We start from the raw sequence: 26160 nt of genomic DNA on the forward strand, positions 1-26160 counted from the left end.
GAGTGCCGCTGCGCGCACGCGCGGGCTGAGAACCTCCGCAGGCCCGCGGCACTGGAGCGGATGCACTCAGGCGGCTCGGCCGGCGAACGAGCGGCTGAACTGCTTGGACCGACACCGGGCCGTTCCACGAGTGGTCCCAGGAATTGCTGGGCCAGGAGGAGCGGCGCTCGTAAATATTGCGGCGGTACTGCTCCACTTGGCCGCGCGCCAGGAGGTCTAACAGGGTGGTCTCTACGCCAGAGAAGGCCTCAACACGGGTCCTGTTGAGCCGGAAGACGTGGTCGGTGCCGATGAAAGGAATGCCGAGGAGCGTGTGGGCCGCATCCTGCACGCTACCGGCGGCCGCGTGCGCGAAGCCGGTGAAGTGCTTCTTCCCTTGGCGGTTGGTCAAGTACTGGGCGGTCGCTCCACCGTCGCCGGCGAAGGCCGTCAGTCCAGCGGCGGCCGTGCGCGCGAGCACCCGCCCGAACCATTCGTACCGCTCCGGTGTGACGTGGAAGCCGGTGACCGAGGAAGGAGGCTCGTCACCGTTGGCGGGCAGTTGGATGTCGGGGACGTGATGCGCATCGCTGAGCTTGACGTCCAGACCACCACTCCCGGCGTGGGGCTTGCTCAGCCGGCCGCCGCGTCCCTCGGCGCGGAGTGCGTGGACGGTGACATGGCCGTCCGGGGGCAGTTCGGTGCTGAAGATCAGGGCAGGGGTCTCGTTCCAGGGCCCGATGTGCACCGCTTCCACGTGAGCCGATGCGGAGGCGAGTTGGCGATGGGAGTACTTGGCGTTGCTGTGGTTGCCCTTGCAGGCGATCGGGAGTGCCAGGGAAGGTTCTCCCGGCTTCCACAGTTCGGCGAAGAACTGCGGGTGGTAGGTACCTCGTGCGCTCCAGCCGGCGAGCAGCGTCGTGTCCGCGGGCACGATCGAGACGACGCGGTCCCGTCATGAGCGGATCGAGCTCAAGGGAAACCGAATCAGGTTCAGGACGGATACTCTTGATTACTCTGCCAATCCGGTCGGTGCTGCTGGCACGACACCGGGTGTTGGCGCGATGCGGGTACAGGCGGGGGTGCAGGGCAGGGCTCCCGAACGTCGTTTCGTTGATGTCGAGCGCAGGCCCCCGCCCAGTCAGCACCAGGTGGGGGCCTGCTGTTGCTCCTACGGGTCAGCGCTCCAGCCCGGCACCCAGGAGGCGTCCCAGCGGTCCGCGCGCGGCGAAGAGCACCAGGCCGATGCCGATGCCGCACACCGCGGTGACGGTGAAGTACGAGGCGTTGTCGATCGTGGTGAACAGCTGGCCGAGCAGGCCTGCCAGCGACGATCCCAGGGCGAGGGTGAGGAAGTTCAGCCCCACCATCTGAGACCGGAACTTCGCAGGTCCAATCCGCGTGGCCAGCGAAAGACCGATCGGGCCGACGAAGACCTCGGAGGATCCGGCCGCCACCATGAACAGGAAGATGAGGGCCAGCGGGATCACGGCGTCCCCGGTGGCCTCGGAGATGATGAGCAGGAAAAGGTAGGCGGCGCCGATCTGGACCAGTCCGATGGCGACCTTGGCCACCGGCCCGGGTTGCCGCGTCCCGAGCCGGTTCCACAGCCGGGCGATGAGCGGCGTGATGAGAACGGCCGCCAGGGGGCTGACGGTCGTGATCCAGGCGACCGGGAACGTCCATCCGCCGATGTGCAGGTCGATGCGCTCGGTGATGAGGATCGAGATCGCGGTGAACTTCTGGAACAGGAAGCCGAAGTACACCCCGGATGCCAGGAACAGCGGGAGATAACCGAGGATTCGCCGGCGCTCGTCGCCGGTGACGGCTGACGAAGTGGTCATGGTGAGGAAGTAGGCGGCTGCGGTCACCAGCGCTGCGACGGTTACCGCGGTGGAGAGGTTCTGGGCCCGGAGCAGCCCGGTGGCGACCGCCGCGCCGATCACACCGAGGAAGACGAGACCCGCCACGGCGATGAGCGGACGGCGGTTGCGGGGCAGCGGGTTGTTGATGATCTCGGCGCGTTCGGGCAGATGCTTCATGGAAGCGAGGTACTGGACCAAAGCCGCCGCCATGCCGATGGCCGCCAGGCCGAACCCGTAGTGGAAGCCGAGTTCGTTCTGGGCGAGGCCGGTGGTGAGCGGACCGACCACCGCACCGATGTTGATGGCCATGTAGAAGTAGGAGAACCCGGCGTCCCGGTAGCGCTCGTCGGGGTTCTGGTCCAGGACGAACCCGACGATCGAGGTGATGTTCGTCTTCAAAGCGCCGGTGCCGAGCACGATGCACACGAGTCCGACGGCCAGACCGGCGAAACCGGGCGCGAAGGCGAGCACGACGTGCCCGGCGGTAATGACGACGGCGCCGTACAGCACCATGTTCCGCGGGCTGCAGAGCCGATCGCCCAGCCAGGCCCCGAGGATCTGGGACAGGTACACGGCTCCGCCGTAGGCGCCGACGATGCCCGACGCGACGGCCGGGTTCAGCGCGAGACCGCCCTGCGCCAGCGAGTAGAGCAGGTAGAACGACAGGATTCCCTGAAGTCCGTAGAAGGAGTAGCGCTCCCACAGCTCGGTGAAGGCCGTGCTCCACAGGCCGCGACGGAGCGAATTCCCCGATGATTCGGGCGATTCCTCGTCGGATCTGCTTGCTGCGTTCTGGTGCGGTGTGGTGCTCATTCGCTGAGTCCTGCCAGTCTGGAGCCGAAACGGGCGATGAGGGAGGTGTCCTGGGAGTGCCTGCGCTCTTCCCACCAGTCGGCGACTCCGAAGAGCCGGTACATGGCGTGGACCCCGATCCAGCGGAGCGGTTCGGGCTCCCAACGTCCGGAATGGTGGTCGTTCCAAGGAAGCCGGGCCAGCGCGGAGTCGCGTCCGGCTGCCCGGTCCAGGAGGGTCTTGGCCGCGAGGTGGGTGGCGGTGACGCCGTGCCCGGCGAAACCGCGCGCGACGCCGATCCCGCTGGCCCGGTCGAAGGTGATCCCGGCGCACCAGTCGCGGGTGACTCCGATGGAACCCCGCCAGGCGTGCTCGATGCTGAACTGCACGTCGGGGAAGAAGAGCTGGAGGCGTTCGCGCAGGGTACGCACCGTTCGGGCGTCCACCTCGCCGAGACCGGGAGTGCCGGAGTTGAAGGCGTACGGCGAACCTCGGCCGCCGATGGCGATTCGGTCGTCGGCGGTGCGCTGGGCGTAGACGAAGGTGTGCGCGGAGTCGCCCAGGCACTCGTTTCCCCGCCAGCCGATCCGGTCCCACACGCGCGCCGGGAGCTGGTTGGTGACGACCATGGAGGAGTTGACCGGGATGACCTCGCGCTTGCCGAGACCGCGGGCCGAGCTCTCGACCTGACCGGAATAGGCCTCCAAGCAGGAAAGAACGGTCTTGCCGCGCACGGTCCCGCGTGAAGTGGTCACGACCCTGGGGGCGATGTGCGTGGCTCGCGCGCCTTCCACGATGCGCACTCCCTTGGCCTCGACCACTGCCGCAAGACCGCGGACGAGCTTGGCGGGATCGATGCGCGCCGTGGTGCGGGTCAGCAGACCGCCCAGCGCCGGCTTGATGGCGATTCGCTTCCGCACTGCGTCAGCGTCGAGCAGTTCGAGGTCCTCAGCGCGGTAGCCGTTCGCGAGGTCCGCGGCATGAGTCAGTTCGAGACGTTTCATCGCGGCCTGGGTGGTGGCCACCCGCAGATGCCCGCCTTGCTGCTGATCAGCCCGGATGCCTTCCCGCTCAAGGATTTCGAGCACGTCGGCGACGGCCCGGTCCATCTCCTCCTGGAAGGAAGCGACGGCTGCGGCACCATCCCGCCCCCGCTTGCGCGCGGCCTTGGCGTACACGGCTCGATTTCCCGGGATGAGCGGTGAGAGCCAGCCACCGTTGCGGCCGGACGCGCCGTAGCCGACTTCCTCAGCTTCCAGAACGGTGACCGACGTTCCAGGCGCCTGCACAACCGCGTGATACGCGGCCCAGAGCCCGGTCAAACCGCCGCCGACGATGACGAAGTCCTGCTCTCCGTCGGGCAGATCGGCCCGATGTCGGGCGCGGTCCTCGGCGCGGGAGGTCGCCATCCAGTGCGAAACATCGCCGTTGCGATACGAGGGCATCGGTAACTCCAACCAGGTGCGCCAAGGGGATTCAGTGGGAAGAGGTCAGTAGGTGGGAGGCGCCAAGGCCCACAGGACGCGGGCTTCATTCGAGCCGGTGGCCTCCACGACCCGATGGGGATCGCTGCTGAAGTAGTGGACCGAATCCAGCGCGGAGAGCCGGTGGTGCTGTTCGCCCACCCACACCTCCACCTCGCCGGACAGCACTAGCAGGAGCTCTTCGGAACTGCCGTGCGTGTAGGGCTCAACGCCGGTGGAGCCGCCCGGGGTGAAGTGGCCGAGCAGCACCTCCAGGTGATCGAACGACCTGGGAGTGAGCTTGATCTTCGTGGCGCCGTCGCCGAAGGACATGCCGTGCGCATCGCGAAACCGCAGGACCGGGCTGGCCGCGACCCCGCCCTGCTCGAAGAGGTCGCCCACCGCGAGCTTGAGGACCTCGCACAGCCGCTGAAGAGTCCGCACGCTCGCGTTGACCTGGTCCCGCTCGACCTGCGAGAGGTATCCCTCGGTGAGCCCGGACTGCCCGGCCACCTCCCGCAACGTCAGCTGAAGAGCCCGCCTGCGGCGCCGCAGCCGAGCTCCGATCCCCGCCTGAACACTGGGGTGTGCCTTCGACATGAACCGGAACCCTAACAAGACTTCGGTCCGATAACAACAAATTTTTCCCTCATCAAAGTTTTCTTTGATGAGGGCGAAACCGGCTAGGGCCAGGAGACCGTAGCTCGCGATCGGCAGGTGCGCCGAGGGCCTCAGTCATCGTGTGGGCGAGCTACGGCGGGGCTGCCGGCCTCGGAGGGGGACACATGCCGGGTCGTACTCGCCCTGGCCGCGCGATAGATGTCGTCGATCATTTCGGCGGTCTCGACCACATCGTCGATCCCGATCAGGACGGCGGTCCCGTTTCGGAGGTAGTGGCGTACGGCCTCCAGCTGGAAGTACGACGAACGGGTGCCGAGGTGCTCGACTCTGGTTCCAGCCGGGGTGGAGACGCGCACGCGGTCGTCCTTGCGGGGCTGGACGTAGTCGGCGACCACGAGCTCGCCCGACGAGCCGACCAGGTGCAGAGTCATGCTGAAATCGTCGTGGGTCCTCGACGAGCAGTGTGCCGGATGCCCCTGACGCGCGCGCGACCTCGACACCTTCCGCGTCATGCAGGGCCGCCCGTACCTCAAGCCCGGTGTCCCCGGAAACCGTGATCCGGTAGTCGACGACGCCGGTGGAGCCGTCGAAACCGGTCGCCACTGTCACATCGCTCACGAAACTCACCGGCGTCGTGTACAGCGACACCGATCGGTGCAGGCCCGCGTAGTTGAAGAAGTCGTGGTAGTAGCGTTGCCGTTCGCCGTCCGGAGTCCGCTCGACGTAGCCGGGCGGGATCGATTCCCAGGTGAGCCGGTTGTCGATGACTACGGTGATGCGGTTGTCCGCCCCCACGGCCACCACGGAGTGGGGCCGCCGGTCTGCCTATGCTCAGGCCCATGGCACTGGAATGGGAACAAATCATCGTCGACTCCGCCGACCCGGTCGCTCTCGGGCGCTGGTGGGCCGAGGCTCTCGGCTGGGTTGTGGTCGACGAATCCGAGGAGATCATCGAGATCCGGCCTGAGCCGAACCGGATGCCGGGTCTGCTCTTCGTGCCTGTCCCCGAGGGCAAGACCTCGAAGAACCGGCTCCACCCCGACTTCCGGCCCGACGACCAGGAGGCCGAGGTCGCCCGGCTGCTCTCCCTCGGTGCCCGGCGCGTCGACACCGTGCAGGACGGGCAGCACTGGGTGACTCTCCTCGACCCGGAGGGCAACGAGTTCTGCGTCCTGAGCGACCGCAAGAGCTGAGCGGGGACCGGGCAGCTGTCCGGGGCCCGACGTCCGCCTCGTTGACACGCAAGTCAGTCCGCCCAGGTCAGGTCACCCCTGACCGACTATCTTCGCTGTCAAAGGACAACACGCGCCGGTTTCACTCGACGGCCCGCCACCCTCACGGGCGGCGGGCCGTCTCACGCCGTGACGTCATTTCCCGTGAACAATCTGGCAATCGATCATTGCCGAACGGCTCCCGAACTCGTGGAGAAGTGACGTCCCTTGAAGTGAACGAAGCCAAACGTCACGGTGTAGTCCGACAGGTACAAGGTGATGAAGTTCCGGACCTCGCCGGCGGGCAGCTGATCGTGCCACCGCTTGATCGCCGCGACCACCCGCCGCGTCGCCGGGGCCAGCTCGACGTGGACCTCCAGCGGCGACTCGACCGTCACCAGCGGATACTGCGCCTCACCCACCCGCGGATTCGTGCCAACGATGGCGTAGGCCCGCTTCATCACCATCGCCGTGACGTGCGCCTGCTGATACCCGGTGTCGAGGTCGTTGTACTGCGCGACGTGGTCCAGGTCGGCGTCCAGCTCGGGTTTGCCACCGAGCCGGAACCCCTGCAGGTCGATACGCTCTTTCAGGGCGTCGACCACCAGGCGCGGCCAGTTGATCACCACCTGGCGGACACGCTGGTCCGGCGTTTCGATCAGCTCGGGGTGCATGTAGGACAGGCGCTGGCGGCCCTCGTATTAGGCCAACAGCTCGTGCAGCTCCGGCAGTTCGGCGTTGTGCTGCAGGATCAGCCGGGTCAGCCACTGCTGCTCGACCTGCGTCGGGGCGTCACCGATCGCCATCAGCTCACCTCCCCCCGCCGTCGGGCGACCTGGATGAAGTGGTGCTACGCGGCAGGGCGTTCATCGGCGGTCGGGCTTGGTTCGGTGGTGGGTGGCGAGGTGTTCTCGGAGCCGGGCGTGGCGGAATTGGTAGACGGCCCCTGCCCGGCGTAGGACGCCCCGCTGGTAGGCGTCTTCGAGGAAGCGTTTCGGGCGCCAGGGCAAGCGTCCGGTCAGCGGGAGCCACAGCCGCGTGAACAGCAGCCAGTTTCCCCACGCCGAGAGAGCAAGACGGGCTATAGCACCTACGAGCCCGACCGAGAGTCCGACCGCGAGCCCGCCCATGAGCATGGCGACGAGTCCGACCCCGGGCCCGGCCGTGATTCCGCCCGCGAGTTCGCCCGTGAGCCCGAACGCGAGCCCGAGCACGAGCCCGACCGCGATCGTTCGGACAAGCGTGACCGTTCGGTCGCGGGTCAGAAGTGTCCACGGGCTGGTGGCATGGGGGTCTTGGCTATCTCCGAGAACGGACACAACGACGTTTACAAGCCCGAACACGAGCCCGAGCGCGAGCCCGACCGTGAGCCCCCACACGAGCCCGACCACGAGCCCGAGCACGAGCCATTCTGCGAGCCCGGGCTCGCGCCCGAGCCCGAACGGGAGCACGAACGCGAACCCGAACGCGAACCCGAACGCGAGGCCGAACGCGAGCCCGCCGGTGAACTCGATCGCGAATCTTTTGAGGTATGTCGCTGAGGTGCGCTTTGCACTGCCTCGCCGCCGTACACGCAGACGCAGTCGTTCCGGTTCCCGTCCAGCACGCCCGCGAGAGAATCCCGTTTCATTGATAAGCCCGACCACGAGCCCGACTACGAGACCGACCACGAGCCCGTACGCGAGCCTGTCCGCGAGACCCAATTCGATCCTGTCCGCGAGACCGACCCCGATCCCGACCCCGATCCCGACCGCGAGACCGACCGCCGTCGTAGTGAGGAGGATGCGGGTGTGGCGGTGGAGGGTGGTGGGGAGTTGCCACCAGGTGAGGTCGTGGGTGTTGTGTCGTTTGAGGTGTGTAGCGAGGTAGCCCAGCCAATGGCGGGCGTTCTCGGGTGCGTGGTTCGGGCGGTGTGTTCTGTGGTCGCGGCGGTCGTAGAGGGTGGTGAGATAGGTGTCCAGGAGGTGTTCTTCGAGGTCTTCGCTGGTGGGAAACCGCTGGGTGTCTAGAAGCTCGTGGGGGTCGGGGCCTGGGTTGTCGTTGTAGGTGGTGCGGGCGAGCGTGACCATCAGCGGCGTGCGCAGCACTGGGGTGAGGTTCTGGCTCGCGGTCTCCTGGGGTGCGGTTTCGAGGTGGTTGAAGACCTCGTCCCATTCGCCGGCTCGGGTTTTGCCGGCGCTTTTGCGCAGGTAGTGGTGGGCTTGTGTGAGGGTGAGGTCGTCGAGTTCGATGGCCGCGGCGCGGCCGACGGCCTTGACCGTGCGGGCGGCTTGGGCGTATTGCTCGGGTCGGCTGGTGAGGACCAGCGGCCAGTCGACGTTGCTGATCTCGCGGATCGCGGCGCGGTGGTGCGTCTCGGGGATCTCATCGAATCCGTCCAGGACCGGAAGAATCAGCTCGCCATCGACCAGGTCCTCGGCCCCGTTCTTTCCGGTGGTGGGGTTGCGGTCTTCGAGGAACGGGAAGTCGCGGAGGAGTTGCTGGACCAGCCAGGCCCGCAGCCGGGTCGAGGTGGGGTTCCAGTCGCTGAGGCTGAACAACACCGGCACCGGAGCGGTCGCACTGGTGTTGTCGGTCAGGTCGAGGATGAGGCGGTGCGCGAGCACGGTCTTGCCCGCACCCGCGCGTCCCAGGATGACCAGCCGTTGTGAGCTGATGGCCTGGTAGGTGTCCCGGATGGCGGTGGAGTCCTCCAGCCGCACCGGGTCGTCGCGTCCTGGGGTGCCGTGGATGTTCTCCCAGTGGTCGAGCAGGTCGTCGACGGCGGTGTGCCAGCGCACCGACAGCCCGTCAGCAGGACCGCGGATTCCCCAGCGCTCCACTTCCTCCGCGCTGAGCTTGCGCACCTCTGCGAGAAGGTTACGAACCAGCTTCGTCCGCGTCTCGTCCAAGCCCAGGTGAGCATCGGACTTCGAAAGCAGCACGACATCGCCGTTCACATCGCCGCTGACCTGGAAAACGGTCCTGGCCGCACCGTGATTCTCGTTGTGGATCTTCCCGCCCGACACGCCGTGCAGTCTGCCGCACACCGACCGCAACCAAGACCAAAACCGCCAAGAACCACCGCGTGGACGATCATCCACCTGGCCCGGTTCACTGCTCGAACCCTCGCTACCTGACGATCATGCGTCCTGAACGGGCGTGCTTCTGCGCCAGCTCGCGCCAGCGCGTGACCGCCATCGCGGCAGTCGGCACGGCGTCGATGCGCTTGCCGACGGCAGCGCGGTCGGGTTTGTCGGGGCGGAGCTGGTCGGCGTCGCCGGGTGGGTGGCGGACTTCCACGGCGTCGAAGCACCATTCGGCGACGGGGTTGGCGTGGTGGGGCCAGCCGCGTGACTTGGTGAGCGCCATGAGTTCGGTCATGCCGTAGGTGAGGCCGCGGTAGGTCTGCGGGATTGGCGCGAGGTCGAGCCGGGTCTTCTGGATCTCCTGCCGGACCGGTTCGCCGCTCCATTCGTCGTATCCGGCGGCCATGACCTTGAAGTCGCGGCAGTCGGCGTAGATGACGTCGTAGTCGATGACGTCGCCAGGGGGTGACGGTGATCCAGCTTTCGTTCGGCCCCGGGCGAGGCCCGCCCGTTGGTCCGGCCGTCGAGGAACTGCACCGCCGATTCCGGTAGCCAGAACCGCCACAGCATCGACGGCATCCGGTCCAAGTCGTCGGGGATCAGCAGCGTTCAGGCGGTCTGGACCCGGCTCCACGGCCCGGTCATCAAAGCGCCGACGTCAGCCGGATCCCCGGACTCGCCTAGCCAATGATGCCAACGAGCAGAACGCATGCGGTGCGGACCACCTCCACGTCCTCCACGTGCGTGGAGAGCACGGCGGCTCGATGACTAGGTCGCTGCGGTCGATCGGACCACCTCCACGTGAGTGGAGAGCACGCGCCGACCGAGATGCACGACGCGCAGGACTCCGGATCACCTCCACAAGCGTGGAGAGCACCACTGCTTGTAGGCCGCGGTCAGGTCATCGACCGGATCACCTCCACATGCGTGGAGAGCCCTACCAGGACGAGGTCGCGGTGACCTTGATTTCCGGATCACCTCCACGTGCGTGGAGAGCACGTCCGTTCCGGCCCCGCCATCGGGACCAGGGCCGCGCTCTCCACGCACGTGGAGGTGGTCCGGTTCTTAAGGACACGAAGGGGGGTTATTGCTGGCGCTCTCCACGCACGTGGAGGTTGTCCGGTCGTTTTCTGCTCGCCGGTCCGAACCACTCGGCGCTCTCCGCGAGGTGGTCCGATGGACAAGGTCGCCGCGGCACTCGAATTGCTGCGCTCTCCACGCATGTGGAGGTGATCGGAGGTTGAACAGTGCTGCGAGGTGGCTTGCTGGGTCGTGCATGACCGGGGTGGTCTCTGCGTGAGCGTCGAGTATGCGATGGCGGACGTGCAGGAGGTTGGGGTCATAAATCCGTATGGCTGCCGCGTGCTCGCGGGAGCGGTGGGGCATGGTCGGCGTACTGGCTTGCTCTGGTGCTTCCTCCCGCCACCTCAATCGCATCGGCCTTCGCCTGTGGCTTCCGGCCGAAGCGGTCCTAACAAGAGTCGGCCAGGTCTCGCAGTCACTCAGCTCATATGCGAGCGAGCAGCGTAACCGTGCTCTGTCTGGTTTGTGTTGTTGGTAAAGACACGTTCCTGGCCAGTGTGGACACATGAAAACCGTTCCCTTATGTGGATTTCTTGGTTAGGCATGGGTGTGTAACGGAACTTGTCGTGAGAAGTAGTGATTTGATGTTGGTGATGAGGCATGACGCAAGTCCTTCGAGACCCCGGTGAGGTGGAGCGTGTTGCGGTGACGGTCGTCGTTGCTGCGACTATGTTGTCGCTGTCGCCGTGGCAGGTCAGGAAGTTGATCGCTGGCGGGAAGCTGCGGGCGAGAAATACCGGCAAGGCCTACATTATTCCGGTCCACGCCATCAGCGAGTTCTTGGATGGGTCGGATACGCCGTTGCGGCATCCCGACTCGACTTGATCACTTCGGACTGTCTTGAGTGATCGTGTTTCCGATGCGGTCGGCGAACGCCGCAACCTGCGAACAGTAGCGACCGGCGATGCATCGGTGCTCGACGGCGTTCTCCTGCGCTGCGTGGAGATGCCGTCCGTGTCTGGGGAGCGATGTGTGCCCGCGGATCTTGTCTCGTTCGGTTCTTGGACGGGCTTGGCGGTGTTGCAACACGGGAGCGCGTGATGGCGGAGATCGGTGATCGGATTGTCCTTCCCGGAGGGGTGTATGACCGCCTACTCGCAGATGCTGCGGCCTGGAGGGATTTCGCGGAGGGTTTGCACGACGAGTTGCCGGTGTTGGCGCGGTTGATCGAATCTCCACACCTGCGTGAGCTGATCCGGGACTGGTTTGAATGGGAGTGGCGTAGTCGTATGGTTCGGTCGTCTCATGCGATCAGCGCCCGCGAGGACTGGACGTTGCAAGCTGCCGTTCCCACGTTCGCCGACCTGCGGCGGCGGCGTGCGCAGCCTGGGGAAGTCGCTGCTGAAGCGTGCCGGCGTCGTGGGGAGTACGTCGGTGGTCCGGTGGATTGGCATACGGGGTTACCGGTCCGTGCGGGCTGCGGTCGGTCGGCATGAGGTATGGGCGGGAGAATTCGGATGCTGCTTCCTGGTGCGACCCGGCCGATGGCGTGGTGTATCCCGCCGGGAACACGGTGAACGCGGCGTTGGAGGCAAAGGCGAGGCGAGACAACAAGACCGCGAGGCCGCGAAGGTCCTGGGCCTCGGAACGCCCTGCGCACGTACTCGGCACGCACTCGGGACGTACTCATGCGTCGCCTACTGGATGCCGTGCGGTGTACGCGTAACGATGGGCGAATGCCGCCACTCTCTCGCTGGACGGGGTTCGAAGCCAAGCTGCTGCGTAGCGCACTGCGGCTTACCGTAAACGCCTTCGCGGACTTGCTCGGCGTGCATCCCCGGACGATCAACAAGTGGGAATCACGGCTAGCTGAAATCACGCCACTTCCTGAGATGCAGTCAGCTCTTGATACCACGCTTCAGCGGGCGCCCGGCGCCGCACGCGAGCGGTTCGACCAGCTCAGACAGCACGCTTCTCCTGAACCAGCAGGCGGGCTAGTTGAGCAAGCGCAACTTGTCCCCGTTGACGCTGCGGACCGGAAACAGGACGCGGTCGGCAACATCATTGAGTTCATCGGGAGCGACATGGCAACGCGCCGAGAATTCCTGGAGCTGTCACTGCTGACGGGGGCGGCACTGGTGGTTCCCGTGCGACAATGGGCCGCGGAGGCCCCGGTAGTACCGATCAAACCCGGCCAAGTCGGGCAGGACGAGATCCAGGGCCTTGAACACGCAGTGGAGCTGTTTCGCAGATGGGACGCTTCGGGGCAGGGCGGCCTTCACCGCAAAGCTGTGTTAGGGCAGCTCAACGCCGTAGTTGAGACACTTCAGCACCGACACGCAGCCCCCGAACAGCGCCGTTTGTACCAGGTAACGAGCGAGCTCGCCCAGCTGGCAGGCTTCATGACCTGGGATGCTGGCTTTCCGGTCGCAGCACAGCGGTACTTCCTATACGGCTTGGAGGCTTGTAAACGCGCTGGCTCGCTTGATCTCGGTGCGAAGATCGTCGGCGACATGGCACAGCTGTCCAAAGCGCTCGGCCAGTACGAAGACAGCCTCGCAATGGTTCGCACCGCCTTATCCACCCTCCCAAGGAGCGCAAGCCCGTTGGTGCGTTCGGAGTTGCATGGCCATGAAGCCTGCGCCTACGCGCGGTTCGGTCACCCCGAAGCTGCAAGCACCCGCCGCGCTGTAGAAGCTTCGCTGGAGGCATTCGATCAAGCTGCCCCAGATTGCCAACAGGCCTGGAACAGGTACATGGACCGGGCCGAGGTCGAGAGCCTCGCTTCCGCGGCTTACACACAACTCGCGCTCCAAGACCCCAGTTCCCAACGCGTGGCCACCTATGCCCGGTATGCCGAGGCTCATGCACTCGATGCTGCAGAGAACCGCCAGGATCATCGACTACGCAGCCGATTGTTCGACGACCTACGGCTCAGCAAGGTCCGCCTAGCCCAGGGCGAGCCAGAGGAAGCGGCTGTACTTGCACAACGTGCCTTGAGCCAAGCAGAGGAGATCAGCTCCTCCCACGCAGTCAGCCGCCTTGCTGAACACTCCGAGCGCCTCATTGCCCGCTACCGTGACGTTGTGGCTGTCGTTGACTTCCGAGCTAACCTGGCGGACCACGTGCACAAAGTCTCCCCAGAAAGAAAGAACGAGCTGGAGTGAGTGAAGTCGAGTTTCACCGTATCCCCGCCGAGGAAGCAGGCCAGCTCGGCGACGAGTTGGGCGACGTCTACCGGGAAGTGTTCTCAGAACCCCCTTACCAGTACGGGGACGAGCACGTCCGCCTGTTCAAGGACCGCTTCGCGGTCCAGCATCAGAGGCCGGGTGCCGGGCTGGTAGTTGCCCGTGACTCGGCCGGAGAGATGGCTGGCTTCTCATTTGGCCTGACCATGCCACCGAAAGCCCCGTGGTGGGCGGACCTCACAACCGAGGTTGAGCCTGACATGACCGACGAGCCGCCTGGGCGGACATTCGTGCTGATCGAGCTACTCGTCCGCCGCCCATGGAGGCGTACAGGGGTAGCTGCCCGGCTCCATGATCTTCTCCTGGAAGATCGCCCCGAAGAGCGAGCGACGCTTACGGTCCAGCCCGCAGCCGGTCCTGCGCAGCACGCATATGCCAGTTGGGGCTGGCGGAAGGTTGCACAGAAGCGGAATCCGCTACCTGGATCCCCGATCTTCGACGTGCTGATCAAGAATCTTCAGCAGTGATCAACTAAGTTTCTGGTTTCGTGTAGTCCGAACAGCAGAAAGCGCCCCTCATTCGGTAAGGATGCGGGGCGCTTCCGCTTCGTGGTTTTCAGCTCTGCGGGGTCAGATAGCCCACTCTGAGGTGATCAGTGCGCCGAGGGCGGTGGCAACTGCCTCGGGCATTTCGATGCCGTGGGTGGAGATCAGCCACACGACGCTGACGGCCAGCGCGCCGCCGACGCAAGATGCGGCGGCCTTCGTCTGCGGCTTGGCTTTGTCAGCGACGCGGCCCGTGCAGCCCGGATCCGACGACACGTCGAGACAGGCATGCCTTGGACTGCGTCCCGACATCGAGGCCGCACTTGCCGCAGATGAGTGCAACGGGGTCGATCGCCCAGCCGACCGCGCATGAGCCCGACCTAGGATTCCAACGCCGGCCTCTGGCGGAATCGGTTCGTGAAACAGCACGGCCCAGTCACACGACCGTGACCGATCAGCGAACTGGAAGGCCCACGCCCCAGACCACAAGGCCCACGATCGTGATCACGATGCACGCCGCCAGGGCGGTCCTCCAGATCCGGCTTCGCGCGCCGAACGCCGAGTAGAGCACCGCGGCCGCCGCCCAGCACAACACGAGCCCGGCAACGGTCCACAGCAGAGCGAACGGCAAGGCGACACTCCCAGAGCCGGAGCGCCGGTTGCTGTCGATCACCACCGTCGACAGCACGAGCCCGCCCGTGGCCAGGGCACTGGCCCCGGCCGATCCCGCCACGCGGGCTGACGCCGACTTCCAGCCGGCACGAACGCTGTCGATCTGACACGTCCTCCTGCAACGCGAGCTGTTCCTCTCCTGGCCGTCAGAGGCGCCGCGGACATCGCGCCCGCGGCGCCGGGTCATCGCGTGGAGAGATACACGGCGAGGACGGCCGTGAGCGCGTACACAAGCAGCGCAGTTGCGCACCCGATCGCGCAGCCGCGGCATCCAGGCCTGACACTGCCGTCCCCCGCATCCGAGCTTTGCGCCGCGTTTCTTGTTGTCACGCCGTCTCGCCTTGACAACAAGACCGGCTCGCTACCTACCTTTCCGCTAACCCGGAGGGCGTTGCTCCGCGCCACCTCCCGAGCCGCCAGGGGAACGGTAAGCAGCGCACTCCGAACGGCTGCTCGAGAACCCAGCGGAGTGGAGCCACTGTAGGAGCACACCTCACCGCGTTCTGGCGGTGGTCGCGTACCGGCGTGCTGACCGACCTGGCGGCCCGGGTGCAGTTGATCGCCGAGGCGATCGATGAGCTGGTTCGTGAGGTGTCGGTGGATGCCAGCATCGTGCGTGGCCACCAGCACGCTGCCGGAGCCCGCCGCACCACGGCCCGCGCCCGGGCGCGAGGTCCTGGATCGAGCGCCACCGCATGCCGTCCGCCCAGGACGCGGCCGGCCCAGCGACGTACGTGACCGCGTCGTGCCCGAGGTCCCGCAGGTGTTCGAACGCGCGTCCGACGCCCAGCTTGGTGCCGGGGACGACACAGCGCACGTCGGAGACGACCCGGTTCAGCACGACCAAGGCCCTTGGTTCGCCACGTTCCGGATAGCCCGGTCCGCCATGCGCGAGCCGGTCAGCACGGTGCCTTCGGCGGTGGGAAGGACCCGGTCCAGGCTGGTTCGCTCCAACTCTTCGGACTCCTGGGTGTCGGCCAGCAGCATCGTGTATCCGGCGGCGGCCACGGCCGCTTCGACGCCTCGGATCACGCCGAAGTACACGGGGTTGCTCACGTCGGACACCAGCAGCGCGATCGTGGCGGTCCTGCCGGTCTGCAACGCACGGGCAAGCGGGTTCGTGCGGTAGCCCAGTTCGCTCGCGACCTTCTGGATGTGCGCGGCGGTGGCGGCGCTGACTCGTCCCGGCCGCGCGAACGTTCGCAAGACGGTTGACGGGGCCACTCCGGCGGCCGCGGCAACGTCGTAGATGGTGGGGGCCCGGGCCTTGTCGCTCACCGGCCGGAGCCTCAGCAGCGGAATCCCGCGGTGGCAACAGATTGCCGTGCCGGGTGGCTCCTGGCCACCGTTTGCCAGGACGTGGTTCCCGGAGGGAATGGCGGAAGCATGTCGTGACGGCGGGGAGCCTGGTATGCGGTTGCCCGGGGCTGTGCTGTCACCGTTCCACGCTGACGACGGTACGGAATCCGGTGTTGCCGCTGGAGCTGTCCGGGGTGTTGGCGGTTCGGGCGGCGACGCGATAGCGGTCGCAGTAGGAGTCGTGGCAGAGGTAGGAGCCGCCGCGCATGGATCGATTGTGCTCACCTGGGTCGAACCAGTCGGCGCACCACTCCCACACGTTGCCGGAGACGTTGTGCAGCCCGAACTCGTTGGGCGGGAAGGCGTCGACGGGCGCGGTGCCGGCGTAGCCGTCGTCCTCGCTGTTGTGCGTGGGGAAGCGGCCCTGCCAGATGTTGCACCGGTGTTCGCCGTCCGGGGTCAGCTCGTCACCCCATGGGTAGCGGGCCTGGTCGAGCCCGCCGCGCGCCGCGTACTCCCATTCGGCCTCGGTGGGTAGACGGCGCTCGGCCCAGGTGCAGTAGGCGGCGGCGTCGTGCCACGAGACGTGCACGACGGGGTGGTCCCAGCGGCTCTCGATATCGCTCCCCGGCCCTTCCGGGCAGCGCCAGTACGCGCCCTGCACACCGCACCACCACGGTGTGCCCTGCGGCCGTGGCGAGTCGCGCCGCAGCGGGCCCGGCAGGAACTTCGCGAACACGTAGCTCCAGCCGAAGCGTTCGGCGTCGGTGTGGTAGCCGGTGGCGTCGACGAAACTTGCGAAGCGGGCGTTGGACACGGCGTGCGCGTCGATTGCGAACGGCGCGACGGTGACCGGGCGCACCGGTCCCTCGCGGTCTTGGGGGAACCCGTCCGGATCGTCGGTGCCCATGCGGAAGGTGCCGCCGGGGAGCGTGACGAGGGGCGCTGGGTCGTGCCCGCGCCCGGGCCTCGTCGGACGAGACCCGGCGGCGCCTGCTCGCGCGGGCGGGCAGCAACCGGACACCATGTACCTCCAATTTTGGAAAAACGGCTCGTCATCGGCACGCTCCGGGAGGAGGGCCTGCAGGACAACACCGCCATCGTGTTCACCTCGGACCACGGCGACATGCTCGGAGACCACGACCTCTGGGCCAAGCGGGTCTTCTACGAGCGATCCGCGAACATTCCGATGATCGTCACCGGGCCGGCTCACGACGACAGGATCGCGGCCGGTGCGGTCGACGACCGCGTCGTTGGGCAGCAGGACATCATGCCGACCCTGCTCGATCTCGCCGGCGTCGCCATTCCGGAATCCGTGGAGGGCCGCTCGATGCTCGGCCCGCGACGCGCGGAACCGCTCTACTGCGAGTTCGGCGAAGGTGCGGAAGCCTCTCGCATGGTCACCGACGGGAGATCCAAGCTCATCTACTACCCGGCCGGCAATCGGGTGCAGCTGTTCGACACCGAGGCCGACCCGCAGGAACTGCACGACCTGTCGGCCGACCCGTCGCACGCGGCAACGCGTGATCGTCTCGTCGAGGCGCTGCGCGACCAGCTCTACGGCAGCGACCTCGCCTGGATCTCCGAGGGTGAGCTCGTCGGCGAACCTGAACCGCCACTGCGCCCGGTTCTCGACCGCGGCCTGAACCTCCAACGCGGAACGCGCTGAGACCCCTGGGGGTCCAGGTCCTCAGGGCCCTGTCGTCAGCTCGGCCGAGCCGGCGATGTCGAGGACGGACGCGCCGACGTGCAACGTGAATGTGCCTGGTTCGTAGGCCCACCCGCCGTCCCAGTGCGCGAAAGCGCGTGCTGGGACGGCGATGGTGACCTCGGTGGTCTCGCTCGCGTCGAGGTGAACCACTTGGAATCCGACGAGCCAGCGCACGGGCCGGTCGATCGTCGTGTCGGTGCGGGAGGCGTAGACCTGCACCACGTGCTTGCCCGGGCGGGAACCGGTGTTGGTGACGGTGGCGGTGACGGCACCGCCACCGTCACCGTCCGGTTCAGCCATCACGTCGCGGATCTCCCACGTCGTGTAGCCCAGGCCGAATCCGAACGGGTAGGCCGCTGAAGTCCCCTCCCGCAACCAGGCGCGGTACCCGATGTGGACGCCCTCGGCATAGTGAACCTTGCCGTTGACGGGTGTCACGTCCAGCACGGGCACGTCGCGCTGGGCGGCCGGCCAGGTGGTGGGCAGGCGGCCTCCGGGCTCGCGCGCGCCGGTGAGGACGTCGCCGAGCGCGCTGCCGAATTCCTGGCCGCCGAACCAGGTCAGCAGCACCGCGGCCACGTCATCCCGCCACGGGAGTTCGACCGGTGCTCCGGCGTTGACGACCACCACCGTGTTCGGGTTCGCAGCGGCCACCGCGCGCACGAGTTCGTCCTGGTGGCCGGGAAGCGCGAGCGAGGTGCGGTCGTATCCCTCCGACTCGACCTTGGCGTTCGTTCCCACCACGACGACGGCCAGGTCCGCGCCGGTCGCGGTGGCGACGGCCTCGTCGATGAGCTCCTGCGGATCGGACTCGGTGGGTTCGGTGCCGAACTGGTAGGTGAGCACCCCGTCGAGGCCCGAGTCCTGGGCGATGTCGTAGGAGATCCGGATGTCCATCGGTCGCCCGGCGGTCGCCGTGACGGGCGCGGACAGCGTGGGAGGGCCGAGGAACGCAGCACCGAGCTGATCGCCGGAGACCGCGGCGGTCTCGTCGAGGACGAGTTCTCCGTCGATCCACATCCGCGAACGTCCCGCGGCGCCGATGCCGATCCGGACGGTCCCGGTGTCTTCAGGGGTGTAGATCGTGGTGATCTCGAGGTTGTCGGCTTCGCGAGTCGGGGCATCCCCGCCGAACCAGAACAGCGCGGTCGCCCGCCGGTCCTCGACGAACAGCTCCCGCCCGTCGCGCAGGAACGCGACACGCGCGCCCGGCTCGCCGGTGGCGGGATTGGTGATCGTGGCCGGCGGGAACTCGGTGATGCCTTGCTGCACGACGGCACCGATCGCGTAGTCGACCTGCGCTTCGGGGAACGCCGCCCGGATGCCGTCGAGCGGCGAAACCACGTGTTCGGGCACGACGGTGGCACTGCCGCCGCCTTGACTCCTGGCCTGGGCGGCATTGTGCCCCAGCACGGCGATCCGCGAAACCGTCGCCGACTCGGCCGGAAGCACGTTGTCGTTGCGGACCAGCACCATTCCCTCCGCTGCAGCCTCCCGGGCGAAGGCGACTCCGTCTTCGCCGTGGCCGTGATCTGCTTGGGCGGGCTCGAAGTCCTCGAGCGCACCGACGCGCGCCGCCAGCGTCAGGATGCGGTGCACCTTGCGGTCGATCGCCGATACCGGCACGTCTCCGGCCTCGACGGCGGTGAGCAGAGCCGGGCCCCACGCGCCGTCCGGCCCCGGCATGGCGAGGTCCTGGGATGCCCTCGCAGCGGCGACCGAGCGCACGCCGGTCCAGTCGGAGACCACGACGCCGTCGAACCCCCATTCCGAGTTGAGCGGTGTCTCGAGCAGCTCATTTTCCGAGGCGGTGGTGCCGTTGATCGCGTTGTAGGAGGACATGACGGCCCAGGCACGCGACTCGGTGACGGCCTTCTCGAACGCCAGCAGGTAGACCTCGCGCAGAGCCCGGTCGGAGACCTCGGTCGACGCGGTGAAACGGTCGGTCTCGTAGTCGTTGGCGATGTAGTGCTTCGGCGTCGCGGCCACGCCCTTGTCCTGCACGCCCGTGACGTAGGAGGCCGCGAGGTCGGCGGTGAGCACCGGATCCTCGCTGAACGCTTCGAAGTGCCGACCTCCCAAGGGGGAGCGGTGCAGGTTGATGGTCGGCCCGAGCACCACGTCGACACCCTTGCGTCGCGCTTCGACCGCGGCTGCCGCACCGTAGCGGTAGGCGACGGCGCGGTCCCACGAAGCCGCCAGCGCAGTCGCGGAAGGCAGGTTGAGCGACGGGTCGCGTTCGTCCCAGACCTCGCCGCGGACGCCGGAGGGCCCATCGGACATCAGGACGCGGCGAAGCCCGATCCGTTCGATGGGCCAGGTCGTCCAGAAGTCCCGGCCGGTGAGCAGCCGCACCTTCTCCTCGAGGGTGAGCTGGTCAACGAGCGCGCCGATGCGTTCGGCCTCTGTGGTCGATGAAGTCATTCCTGATCCTCGGTTGGGCTCGCGAGATGTGCTGGAACTTCGACGTCGTCGCTGGCCAGGTGGCCGAGCCGGACCGCGCGCACCCAGGTGCGGCGGTTCTGCGGCGGTGGTTGTACCGGGGTGAGCAGACGCCAGTAGCGGCCGTCCGCGGGCGGTGCACCGATCGCATCGCCCGGGGATCCCATCGCGGGCACGCCGGCTCCGTCACTCTCCGGCTGGTTCGAGGGCGGGTCGTCGGTCCAGACCACGACGGCGTCCTCGGCAGAGCTCACCGCGATCCCGCCGGTGGGGTCCCGTTCGACGAGCGGCGGTGGTGTTTTCTGCCAGACACCGCCCGGGCGCCACCTCTCGAGCAGTTCGTCCTCCGCGAGGAAACCGAGGTCGCCGTAGCGGGACTGCCAGTCCTGCAGCGCTTCCCGAAAGCGATGCAGGGTGCCCGCGGCTTGCGGGTCGTCGGCGAGGTTGTGCTCCTCGTACGGGTCCGCGATCAGGTCGTAGAGCTCTTCGACGGGCTTGGTCGGGGCGATGAGGCGGCGCTGCAACGGCGTGAGCGCCGAACGCGGCAGCCCCCAGGCGCGTTGCCCCGCCTCGACCGAGCCCATGCGCCGCATCTCCCGCCAGGTCCACAGCTGGTCCGGGTAGTCGCAGTGCTGCATGGGCGAGCGATCGGGGTGGTAGTGGCGGATGTAGCGGTAGCGGCGGTCGCGGACCGAGCGCGTCATGTCTTCGAGCTCGCCCATCCGGTCGCGTCCGGCGAAGACGTAGTCGTTGGTGTTCTCCCTCAGCTCGCCGCGAGCGTCGAGGAACGGGACCGCGTGCATGTGGTCCGGCACGTCGATACCGCACGCCGCGAGCATGCTCGGCGCGAGGTCCATCAGGTGAACGAGCGTGTCCGTGCTGGTTCCCGGTTCCAGGTGCCCGGGCCAGCGGATGATCAACGGTTCGTGCAGGCCCGAGTCGTTGGCCCATCGCTTGCCGCGCGGCATGCCGAGACCGTGGTCGCTCCAGAACACGACGATCGTGTTCTCCGCGAGTCCGTCTTCCTCGAGCTGAGCGAGGAGGGTGCCCACCCAGTGATCCATCTCGGTGATCAGGTCGTTGTAGCGCGCCCATGCCTTCCGGAACACCTCGGTGTCCGGGTAGTACGGCGGCAGCGGGGCCTTCGCCGGATCATGCCGGTCCTCGTCCCGGACGTGCCGGGTCCGTTCGGCGAACGCGTCGTCGTCGAGGTAGATCTGGGATTCGTGGGTGATCAGGCCGTGGAAGGCCGCGAAGAACGGCGTGTCCGCGCTCGGGCGGTTACGCCAGTGCGCGGTGTCGCTGCAGTCGTCGAACGCGCTCACCGGCACCGGTACCTGGAAGTCGGTGAACGAGTTGTTGGTGACGAAGTAGCCGGCTTCCCGGAAGTACTCGCTGAACAGCCGCACGCCGGGCGGGGGCACCGCCTTGGTCCGCATGTGCATGGTGCCGATCGCGGTGGGATGGCAGCCGGTCATGATCGCTGATCGGGAGGGTGCGCAGATCGGTGCGGCGGCGAAGGCGTTGTCGAACCGGACCCCTTCGGAAGCGAGGCGGTCGAGATGGGGTGTCACTGCGTATTCCGCACCTGGGTAGACCCCGGAGTAGGCGCCGATGTGCGGGTTGATGTCGTGCGTGGTGATCCAGAGGATGTTCGGGCGCTTCGTGGTCATTCGCGCACCCCGATCAGCTCTTCGAGGCGCTGTGAGAGCTCCTTCAGATCGGCGGCCGTGACAACCGCCGAGGCCGCCAGATCGAGCAGCGTGGCTCCCGGCGGGACGGCGACGAGCTCCGTCCCGGTCAGCCCCGGAGCCAGCTCCTCGAAAACGCGCCGCGCTCCGTCGATCGCGAGCAGCTCGACCACCGGCATCCGCAGCAGGTCGGAGGTCTTCAGGACGTCCAGGCCCGCGAGCGGTTCAGCGACGGCGGCGGCCTGTTCGGCCTGTGCTGCGACGAGCAGGTGCTGCTCACTCGGCTCGCTGTCGAAGGGGAGCCCGAGACGTTCGAACTGGCTGCGGGGAGCGTGCGAGTCGTGCATCCGCCGCGCGAGGAGCCGCATCATGCGCAACTCCAGTGCGTCGTCCCGCAACGGGTGCTCCTGGACGGGATCGTCCCGCAGATCGAACAGCAGGGTGCCGTGCTGCCACGGGTTCATCCACGTCGGCGCGGCCGGTATCCGCACGGTCCGGATGCCCTTGGTGAAGGGCAACGGGTCGCACGGTTGCCAGTCGGCCAGCTCCGCCACCGAGAACCGGGCCCGCATGTGCGTGGGCATGAGGGTGTACTCATCGAGCGGGCTGTTGGACCGGTCCGCTGCAGCACGCATGTACACGTAACGTCCGTCGGTGACGTTGACGTGCCCGCCGTGGATTCCGAAAAGCGCGCTGTCGTGGCCGTTCTGGGTCGCGAGGTCGTGACCCTGCATGTCTTCGGTGGGTTCGAGCCCGAACCACCGGAGCACGGTCGGGGCGATGTCGATGGTCTGGGCGAGATCCGCACGGCTGCCGCCGCGGTCTCCGGTGCGCGGGTCCCACATGAACATCGGCAGGTGGACCAGCTCGTTGAACCAGGGCTGCACCGATTTCGCCCACCACCCGTGCTCACCGAGCAGGAAACCGTGGTCGGTGTTGACGATCAGCAGTGTGTCGTCCCACAGGTCGTGCTCGTCCATCGCGTCGAGCACCCGGCCCAGGGAGCGATCGCACATCGACACCAGGGCCGCGTACTCGCGACGGGCGTGGTCGACCTGCTGCGGGGCTTCCGTGACCTTGCGGTAGGCGGGCCAGTCGAACTCCGGTCCGTCGTAGTCGTGCGGATATCGGTCCTTGTAGTGCTGGTGGGTGAAGAAGGGTTCGTGCGGGTCGAACAGCTCGAGCTGCAGCAACCAGTTGTCGGCGGCGGCGTTGGTGTCGATGAACTCGACACCGGCGTCCACGGTGCAGGTTTGGGAGTGTTCGGCTTCGGTGGGCATGTGCGTCCGGTTGATCCGGTCCTGCCGTTGCATCCGCGCGATCTGCCCGTCGGTTTCGGAGGGATCAGCGACGTGGCCCTTCCACGGGTCGCCTTCCTGTCCGCGGAAGAACTCCCAGGTGGTGTAGCGGGTGTGGTATGTCGCCCCGCCGTCTTCCCAGTAATGCGGGTGGTCCGAGGCCAGATGGGTGTGCACACCGGCGTCGCGCAGCATCTGGGGCATCGAGTCGTCGAAGGGCTCCAGCGGCCCCCAGCTGCGGTGCAGGAAGTTGTACCTGCCGGTGTGCAACTCGCGCCGAGCCGGCATGCACGGCATCGAACCGGCGTAGAAGTTGTCGAACCTCGTGCTGCGCGCGGCGAGCCGGGCGAAGTTCGGGGCGTCGACGAAGGTGTCGGCGTACTGCTCGAGCATGTGCCGGTTGAGGCTGTCGAACATGAGGATGATCGCCTTCACCGCGACGCCCCCTCGGCGGCGCTGACGCCCGGGACGCCGGCTGGTGTGGTCGCCCGGAGGTGCCCGGGCCCGCGGTGTTGCATCGAAGTGCTCCTAACTGGTTTGCGTGCTCGCGCGGTGGGCGAGTTCGGTCTGAACCGACTGGTGGTCGCAGGCGTAGGGGCGGTAGAGGAGCGTGATGAAGGCGGCGTTGACGATCATCACGATGCCGAGCAACCAGAAGAACGTCGCCTTCATGCCGATCGCTTCGGCCAGGTATCCGGCGCCCGCCGAGTAGATCGCCCATGCGATCGCCTGGGCGATCGAGAGCAGCACGACGAATGCGGCACCGCGCAGTTCGGGAGGGGTCGTCGACATGACGATCGGCCGGTTGATCCCGGGGTTCACTCCTTGCAGGAAGCCCAGAGCAGCGTAGATCACCGCGAAGACGACGATGTTTCCCCAGTTGATCTGCAAGGTCAAGGCAACCACTGCGAAGGCGAGCTGTGCGAGTTGCAGCAGCAGAACGCGCCCGGACCGGGGGTTGCGGCGGGAGACCCGGTCGGTGACTTCGCCGCCGATCCACGTGCCGAGGAAGTACCCGATGCCCATGGGCATGAGCACGAGAGCGGCCACCGCATTGCTGTAGTGGTAGACGTCGACGAGGAAGACGACGCCGAAGGTGAGGATCAGCAGGTGTGAGGACAGCAGGCGCTGGACGACCATCAGCTGAAAGGTGCGGATCCGCATCAGGTCCTTGACCCGTGCCCAGGTGAGTTTCAAACGGGCGTCCCGCTGTGCCTGGTCCAGGCTGGCCAGCTGCGGTTCGGAGGCGCCGATTCCCGGGTCCTTCAAGAAGGCCAGCGTCAGCGCGCCCATCACGATGTTGAGTGCGCCGGAAACGAAGAAACCGTAGCGCCAACCGTCCTCGATCAGCGACAGCATTCCGATCAGCGGACCCATGACCACATTGGACAGTTGCAGGGAGCCGTAGAGATAGCCGGTGGCACGGCCGCGCGTCTTGTCGTCGAAGAGATCTCCGAGCAGGTCGTTGACGATCGGTTGGGCGCCTTGGAACCCGGCCGCCGTGATGGCGTAGAGGACGAGCAGCTGGGTGAAGTTCTGCGAGAAACCCGCCGCGATTCCCCAGGTTCCCCAGAGGCCGCTGCAGATCACCAGGACAAGCTTGCGGTTGTACCGACGTGCAAGCCACATCCACATCGGACTGGTGGCCATGCCGATCAGCTGCCCGGCCGCGACGAGTACACCGAGTGCGGACGTCGGGATGGCCAGCGCGCTGCGCAGAACGGGGAAGAGTGTGGTGACGAGCTTGTTCTCATCATTGTCCACCACCAACGTGCCGGTCAGCAGCGCGAGGCCGCGCCAGCGGTGGCGGACCGGTGTGGTGGAGTCGACGTTGGGTCTTCTGGATGGGCGGGTGTCGTCGGTGGGGGTACCGGGCTGGGGCATCGTTGCCTCCTCGGCCACGCTGCAGGAGAATCTTCCTGGAATTCAGCTCGCTGATAGTCGAATGTGGACGATGGCAGGAGGCCGGTCGTTGGGTCTGAGCGCGCGGACGATCGCGTTCACCGGTGGCCGCTATCGGGCTGCGTGGCGGTCGCCTCGGACTCGAGCTCGGCGAGCACGCGTTCCAGCCAGTCGATCCACAGGTCCATGCCCACGACGCCCTGGTCGTGGATGAGATCGCCCAACCGCTGGGCGAGCGCCTCGTCCACGCCGTCGATCGGCTGCATCGGACCGACGGATCGGTCCCGGTCGCGGTACAGCGAGACTTCCGCCTTGCGGGTCTCGAGCTCGGTGCGCACCAGGCGGAGCAGGGCCGCGCGGTCGAGCGGGCCCCCGTAGTGGAACCGCACGAGGAATTCGGAATCGGTGAACTTGCTGGGCGGCTCGTAGGGACTCGCTACCCACTCCCGCAGTACCTGCTCCCCGACCTCGGTTAGCCGGTAGATCTTCGAGTCGGGACGCCCGTCGTTCGCCTGGACCTCGTAACAGACCCACCCCGAATCGACCATGCGGGACAGCAGCCGGTAGATCTGGCTCAAGTGCACCTTGGAGCGGATGAAACGTCCCTCTCGCTCCAGGTACTTGCCCAGCTCATAGCCGCTGAACGGCCGCCAGGACAGCAGGCCCAGGATCACGTGCTCGAACTTCATGCCACCCTCGCGGACTCGGTATGTGAGTCGTCGTATAGATGAAGAGTGTTATATGCCTGTGGCATGGAGCTGTCAACTCCTACCGAGCACGGACGCTGTGCCCCTTCCCGCGGGACGGCCCCGGCTGCGACCAGGCCGAGTCCGATCGGCTCGGTTCCCATCAGGAACTCCCCGCCATCCAGCCGCACCATTCGGTTGGAGGGCAGCGTGGCAGTGGTCATGGCGGGCCTTTCGGCAAAGGGACTGGTCACAGGTCCAGGACGAGTCGGTCGGACAGCGAACTCGGCGCGCAGACGAACATGTGGTCCGCTGCAGCGCGCTCGTCGTCATCGAGCAGCGAGTCACGGTGATCCGGCTCGGCCCGCGAGGATCGTGGTCTCGCAGGTCCCGCAGACGCCCTTCCGGCACGAGGACAGCACGTTCACCCCGGCGTGGGTGATCGCGTCCAACATGGACTCATCCGGCGCGACTTCCACCATCTGGCCCGAGCGCCTGAGCTTGAGCTGGAACGGCTGTGTGCGGTGGGCTTGTGATTCTCCTCGGGTAGGAACCGCTCGGTGCCAACTGCCCGGGAGGGTGTCCGAGTACTGGCGTTCTATCGCAGTGAGGAGCCCTTCGGGTCAGCAGCAGATCTTCGTTGCGGAGCCCGCGGTCGGCAGCCACTTCGGCAGGTCGAGTCACCCCGCGGCCAGTGATCAAGC

At 66.9% G+C, this 26160-nt stretch carries 22 protein-coding genes and 1 pseudogene; 5 read left to right on the forward strand and 18 right to left on the reverse strand.

Annotation, left to right across the window (positions count from 1 at the left end; all coding sequences use genetic code 11):
- Positions 1-106 precede the first annotated feature (106 nt).
- The 5 genes and pseudogenes from AC07EQ_RS27525 to AC07EQ_RS27545 all read right to left on the reverse strand — a co-directional run.
- Positions 107-931 (reverse strand): annotated as a pseudogene (locus AC07EQ_RS27525) (hypothetical protein); the annotation flags it as partial.
- A 226-nt stretch (positions 932-1157) separates the two neighbouring features.
- On the reverse strand, positions 1158-2657 hold the full coding sequence (locus AC07EQ_RS27530) for a peptide MFS transporter (protein ID WP_478390762.1): 1500 nt from the start codon (positions 2655-2657) through the stop codon (positions 1158-1160).
- The gene (locus tag AC07EQ_RS27535) at positions 2654-4081 is read right to left on the reverse strand and encodes an NAD(P)/FAD-dependent oxidoreductase (RefSeq protein ID WP_478390763.1); all 1428 of its coding nucleotides are present in this window, start codon (positions 4079-4081) and stop codon (positions 2654-2656) included. The genes AC07EQ_RS27530 and AC07EQ_RS27535 overlap by 4 nt, the downstream gene beginning before the upstream one ends.
- A 45-nt stretch (positions 4082-4126) precedes the next feature.
- Positions 4127-4699, reverse strand: coding sequence for a helix-turn-helix domain-containing protein (locus AC07EQ_RS27540; protein WP_478390764.1), 573 nt, complete (start codon positions 4697-4699; stop codon positions 4127-4129).
- A 131-nt stretch (positions 4700-4830) separates the two neighbouring features.
- A complete protein-coding gene (locus tag AC07EQ_RS27545) occupies positions 4831-5151 on the reverse strand; it encodes a hypothetical protein (protein WP_478390765.1) in 321 nt (106 codons plus the stop codon).
- A 408-nt stretch (positions 5152-5559) separates the two neighbouring features.
- Here AC07EQ_RS27545 and AC07EQ_RS27550 point away from each other — a divergent pair, with 408 nt between their 5' ends.
- Positions 5560-5913, forward strand: coding sequence for a VOC family protein (locus AC07EQ_RS27550; RefSeq protein ID WP_478390766.1), 354 nt, complete (start codon positions 5560-5562; stop codon positions 5911-5913).
- Between the two features lie 203 nt (positions 5914-6116).
- Here the strand turns inward: AC07EQ_RS27550 and AC07EQ_RS27555 are convergent, their stop codons facing one another.
- The 3 genes from AC07EQ_RS27555 to AC07EQ_RS27565 form a co-directional block, all read right to left on the reverse strand.
- A complete protein-coding gene (locus AC07EQ_RS27555; RefSeq protein ID WP_478390767.1) occupies positions 6117-6605 on the reverse strand; it encodes a hypothetical protein in 489 nt (162 codons plus the stop codon).
- 192 nt (positions 6606-6797) lie between these two features.
- Positions 6798-8939, reverse strand: coding sequence for an NACHT domain-containing protein (locus AC07EQ_RS27560; RefSeq protein ID WP_478390768.1), 2142 nt, complete (start codon positions 8937-8939; stop codon positions 6798-6800).
- Between the two features lie 103 nt (positions 8940-9042).
- The gene (locus AC07EQ_RS27565) at positions 9043-9405 is read right to left on the reverse strand and encodes a hypothetical protein (RefSeq protein WP_478390769.1); all 363 of its coding nucleotides are present in this window, start codon (positions 9403-9405) and stop codon (positions 9043-9045) included.
- A gap of 1277 nt (positions 9406-10682) precedes the next feature.
- Here AC07EQ_RS27565 and AC07EQ_RS27570 point away from each other — a divergent pair.
- The 3 genes from AC07EQ_RS27570 (at position 10683) to AC07EQ_RS27580 (ending at position 13737) form a co-directional block, all read left to right on the forward strand.
- A complete protein-coding gene (locus AC07EQ_RS27570) occupies positions 10683-10907 on the forward strand; it encodes a helix-turn-helix domain-containing protein (protein ID WP_478390770.1) in 225 nt (74 codons plus the stop codon).
- Between the two features lie 851 nt (positions 10908-11758).
- Positions 11759-13189 (forward strand): helix-turn-helix domain-containing protein, encoded by a 1431-nt coding sequence (locus AC07EQ_RS27575; protein WP_478390771.1) that lies wholly within the window; start codon positions 11759-11761, stop codon positions 13187-13189.
- Entirely contained in the window at positions 13186-13737 is a 552-nt protein-coding gene (locus tag AC07EQ_RS27580) for a GNAT family N-acetyltransferase (RefSeq protein WP_478390772.1), read from the forward strand. Before AC07EQ_RS27575 ends, AC07EQ_RS27580 begins: the two co-directional genes overlap by 4 nt.
- A gap of 102 nt (positions 13738-13839) precedes the next feature.
- On the opposite strand, the gene AC07EQ_RS27585 is transcribed toward AC07EQ_RS27580, so the two are convergent.
- The 4 genes from AC07EQ_RS27585 to AC07EQ_RS27600 all read right to left on the reverse strand — a co-directional run bounded on the left by AC07EQ_RS27585 (position 13840) and on the right by AC07EQ_RS27600 (position 16753).
- Positions 13840-14031 (reverse strand): hypothetical protein, encoded by a 192-nt coding sequence (locus tag AC07EQ_RS27585; RefSeq protein ID WP_478390773.1) that lies wholly within the window; start codon positions 14029-14031, stop codon positions 13840-13842.
- A gap of 178 nt (positions 14032-14209) precedes the next feature.
- Entirely contained in the window at positions 14210-14443 is a 234-nt protein-coding gene (locus AC07EQ_RS27590) for a hypothetical protein (RefSeq protein ID WP_478390774.1), read from the reverse strand.
- A gap of 818 nt (positions 14444-15261) precedes the next feature.
- On the reverse strand, positions 15262-15705 hold the full coding sequence (locus AC07EQ_RS27595) for a LacI family DNA-binding transcriptional regulator (RefSeq protein WP_478390775.1): 444 nt from the start codon (positions 15703-15705) through the stop codon (positions 15262-15264).
- Positions 15706-15862: 157 nt separating this feature from the next.
- On the reverse strand, positions 15863-16753 hold the full coding sequence (locus AC07EQ_RS27600; protein WP_478390776.1) for a formylglycine-generating enzyme family protein: 891 nt from the start codon (positions 16751-16753) through the stop codon (positions 15863-15865).
- Between the two features lie 12 nt (positions 16754-16765).
- Here AC07EQ_RS27600 and AC07EQ_RS27605 point away from each other — a divergent pair, with 12 nt between their 5' ends.
- Entirely contained in the window at positions 16766-17395 is a 630-nt protein-coding gene (locus AC07EQ_RS27605; protein ID WP_478390777.1) for a sulfatase/phosphatase domain-containing protein, read from the forward strand.
- A 21-nt stretch (positions 17396-17416) separates the two neighbouring features.
- On the opposite strand, the gene AC07EQ_RS27610 is transcribed toward AC07EQ_RS27605, so the two are convergent.
- From AC07EQ_RS27610 to AC07EQ_RS27635, 6 genes are all read right to left on the reverse strand, one after another.
- The gene (locus AC07EQ_RS27610; protein ID WP_478390778.1) at positions 17417-19861 is read right to left on the reverse strand and encodes a glycoside hydrolase family 3 protein; all 2445 of its coding nucleotides are present in this window, start codon (positions 19859-19861) and stop codon (positions 17417-17419) included.
- Positions 19858-21552, reverse strand: a complete 1695-nt coding sequence (locus AC07EQ_RS27615) for a sulfatase family protein (protein WP_478390779.1) — start codon at positions 21550-21552, stop codon at positions 19858-19860. The genes AC07EQ_RS27610 and AC07EQ_RS27615 overlap by 4 nt, the downstream gene beginning before the upstream one ends.
- Positions 21549-23303: a sulfatase gene (locus tag AC07EQ_RS27620; protein ID WP_478390780.1), complete on the reverse strand. Its 1755-nt coding sequence runs from the start codon at positions 23301-23303 to the stop codon at positions 21549-21551. The genes AC07EQ_RS27615 and AC07EQ_RS27620 overlap by 4 nt, the downstream gene beginning before the upstream one ends.
- A gap of 93 nt (positions 23304-23396) precedes the next feature.
- Positions 23397-24752, reverse strand: coding sequence for an MFS transporter (locus tag AC07EQ_RS27625; protein ID WP_478390781.1), 1356 nt, complete (start codon positions 24750-24752; stop codon positions 23397-23399).
- 116 nt (positions 24753-24868) lie between these two features.
- The gene (locus AC07EQ_RS27630) at positions 24869-25459 is read right to left on the reverse strand and encodes a PadR family transcriptional regulator (RefSeq protein ID WP_478390782.1); all 591 of its coding nucleotides are present in this window, start codon (positions 25457-25459) and stop codon (positions 24869-24871) included.
- Positions 25460-25800: 341 nt separating this feature from the next.
- Positions 25801-26058 (reverse strand): 2Fe-2S iron-sulfur cluster-binding protein, encoded by a 258-nt coding sequence (locus tag AC07EQ_RS27635; protein ID WP_478390797.1) that lies wholly within the window; start codon positions 26056-26058, stop codon positions 25801-25803.
- Positions 26059-26160: the final 102 nt, after the last annotated feature.

It is taken from the genome of Saccharopolyspora sp. NPDC045839, assembly GCF_056431645.1.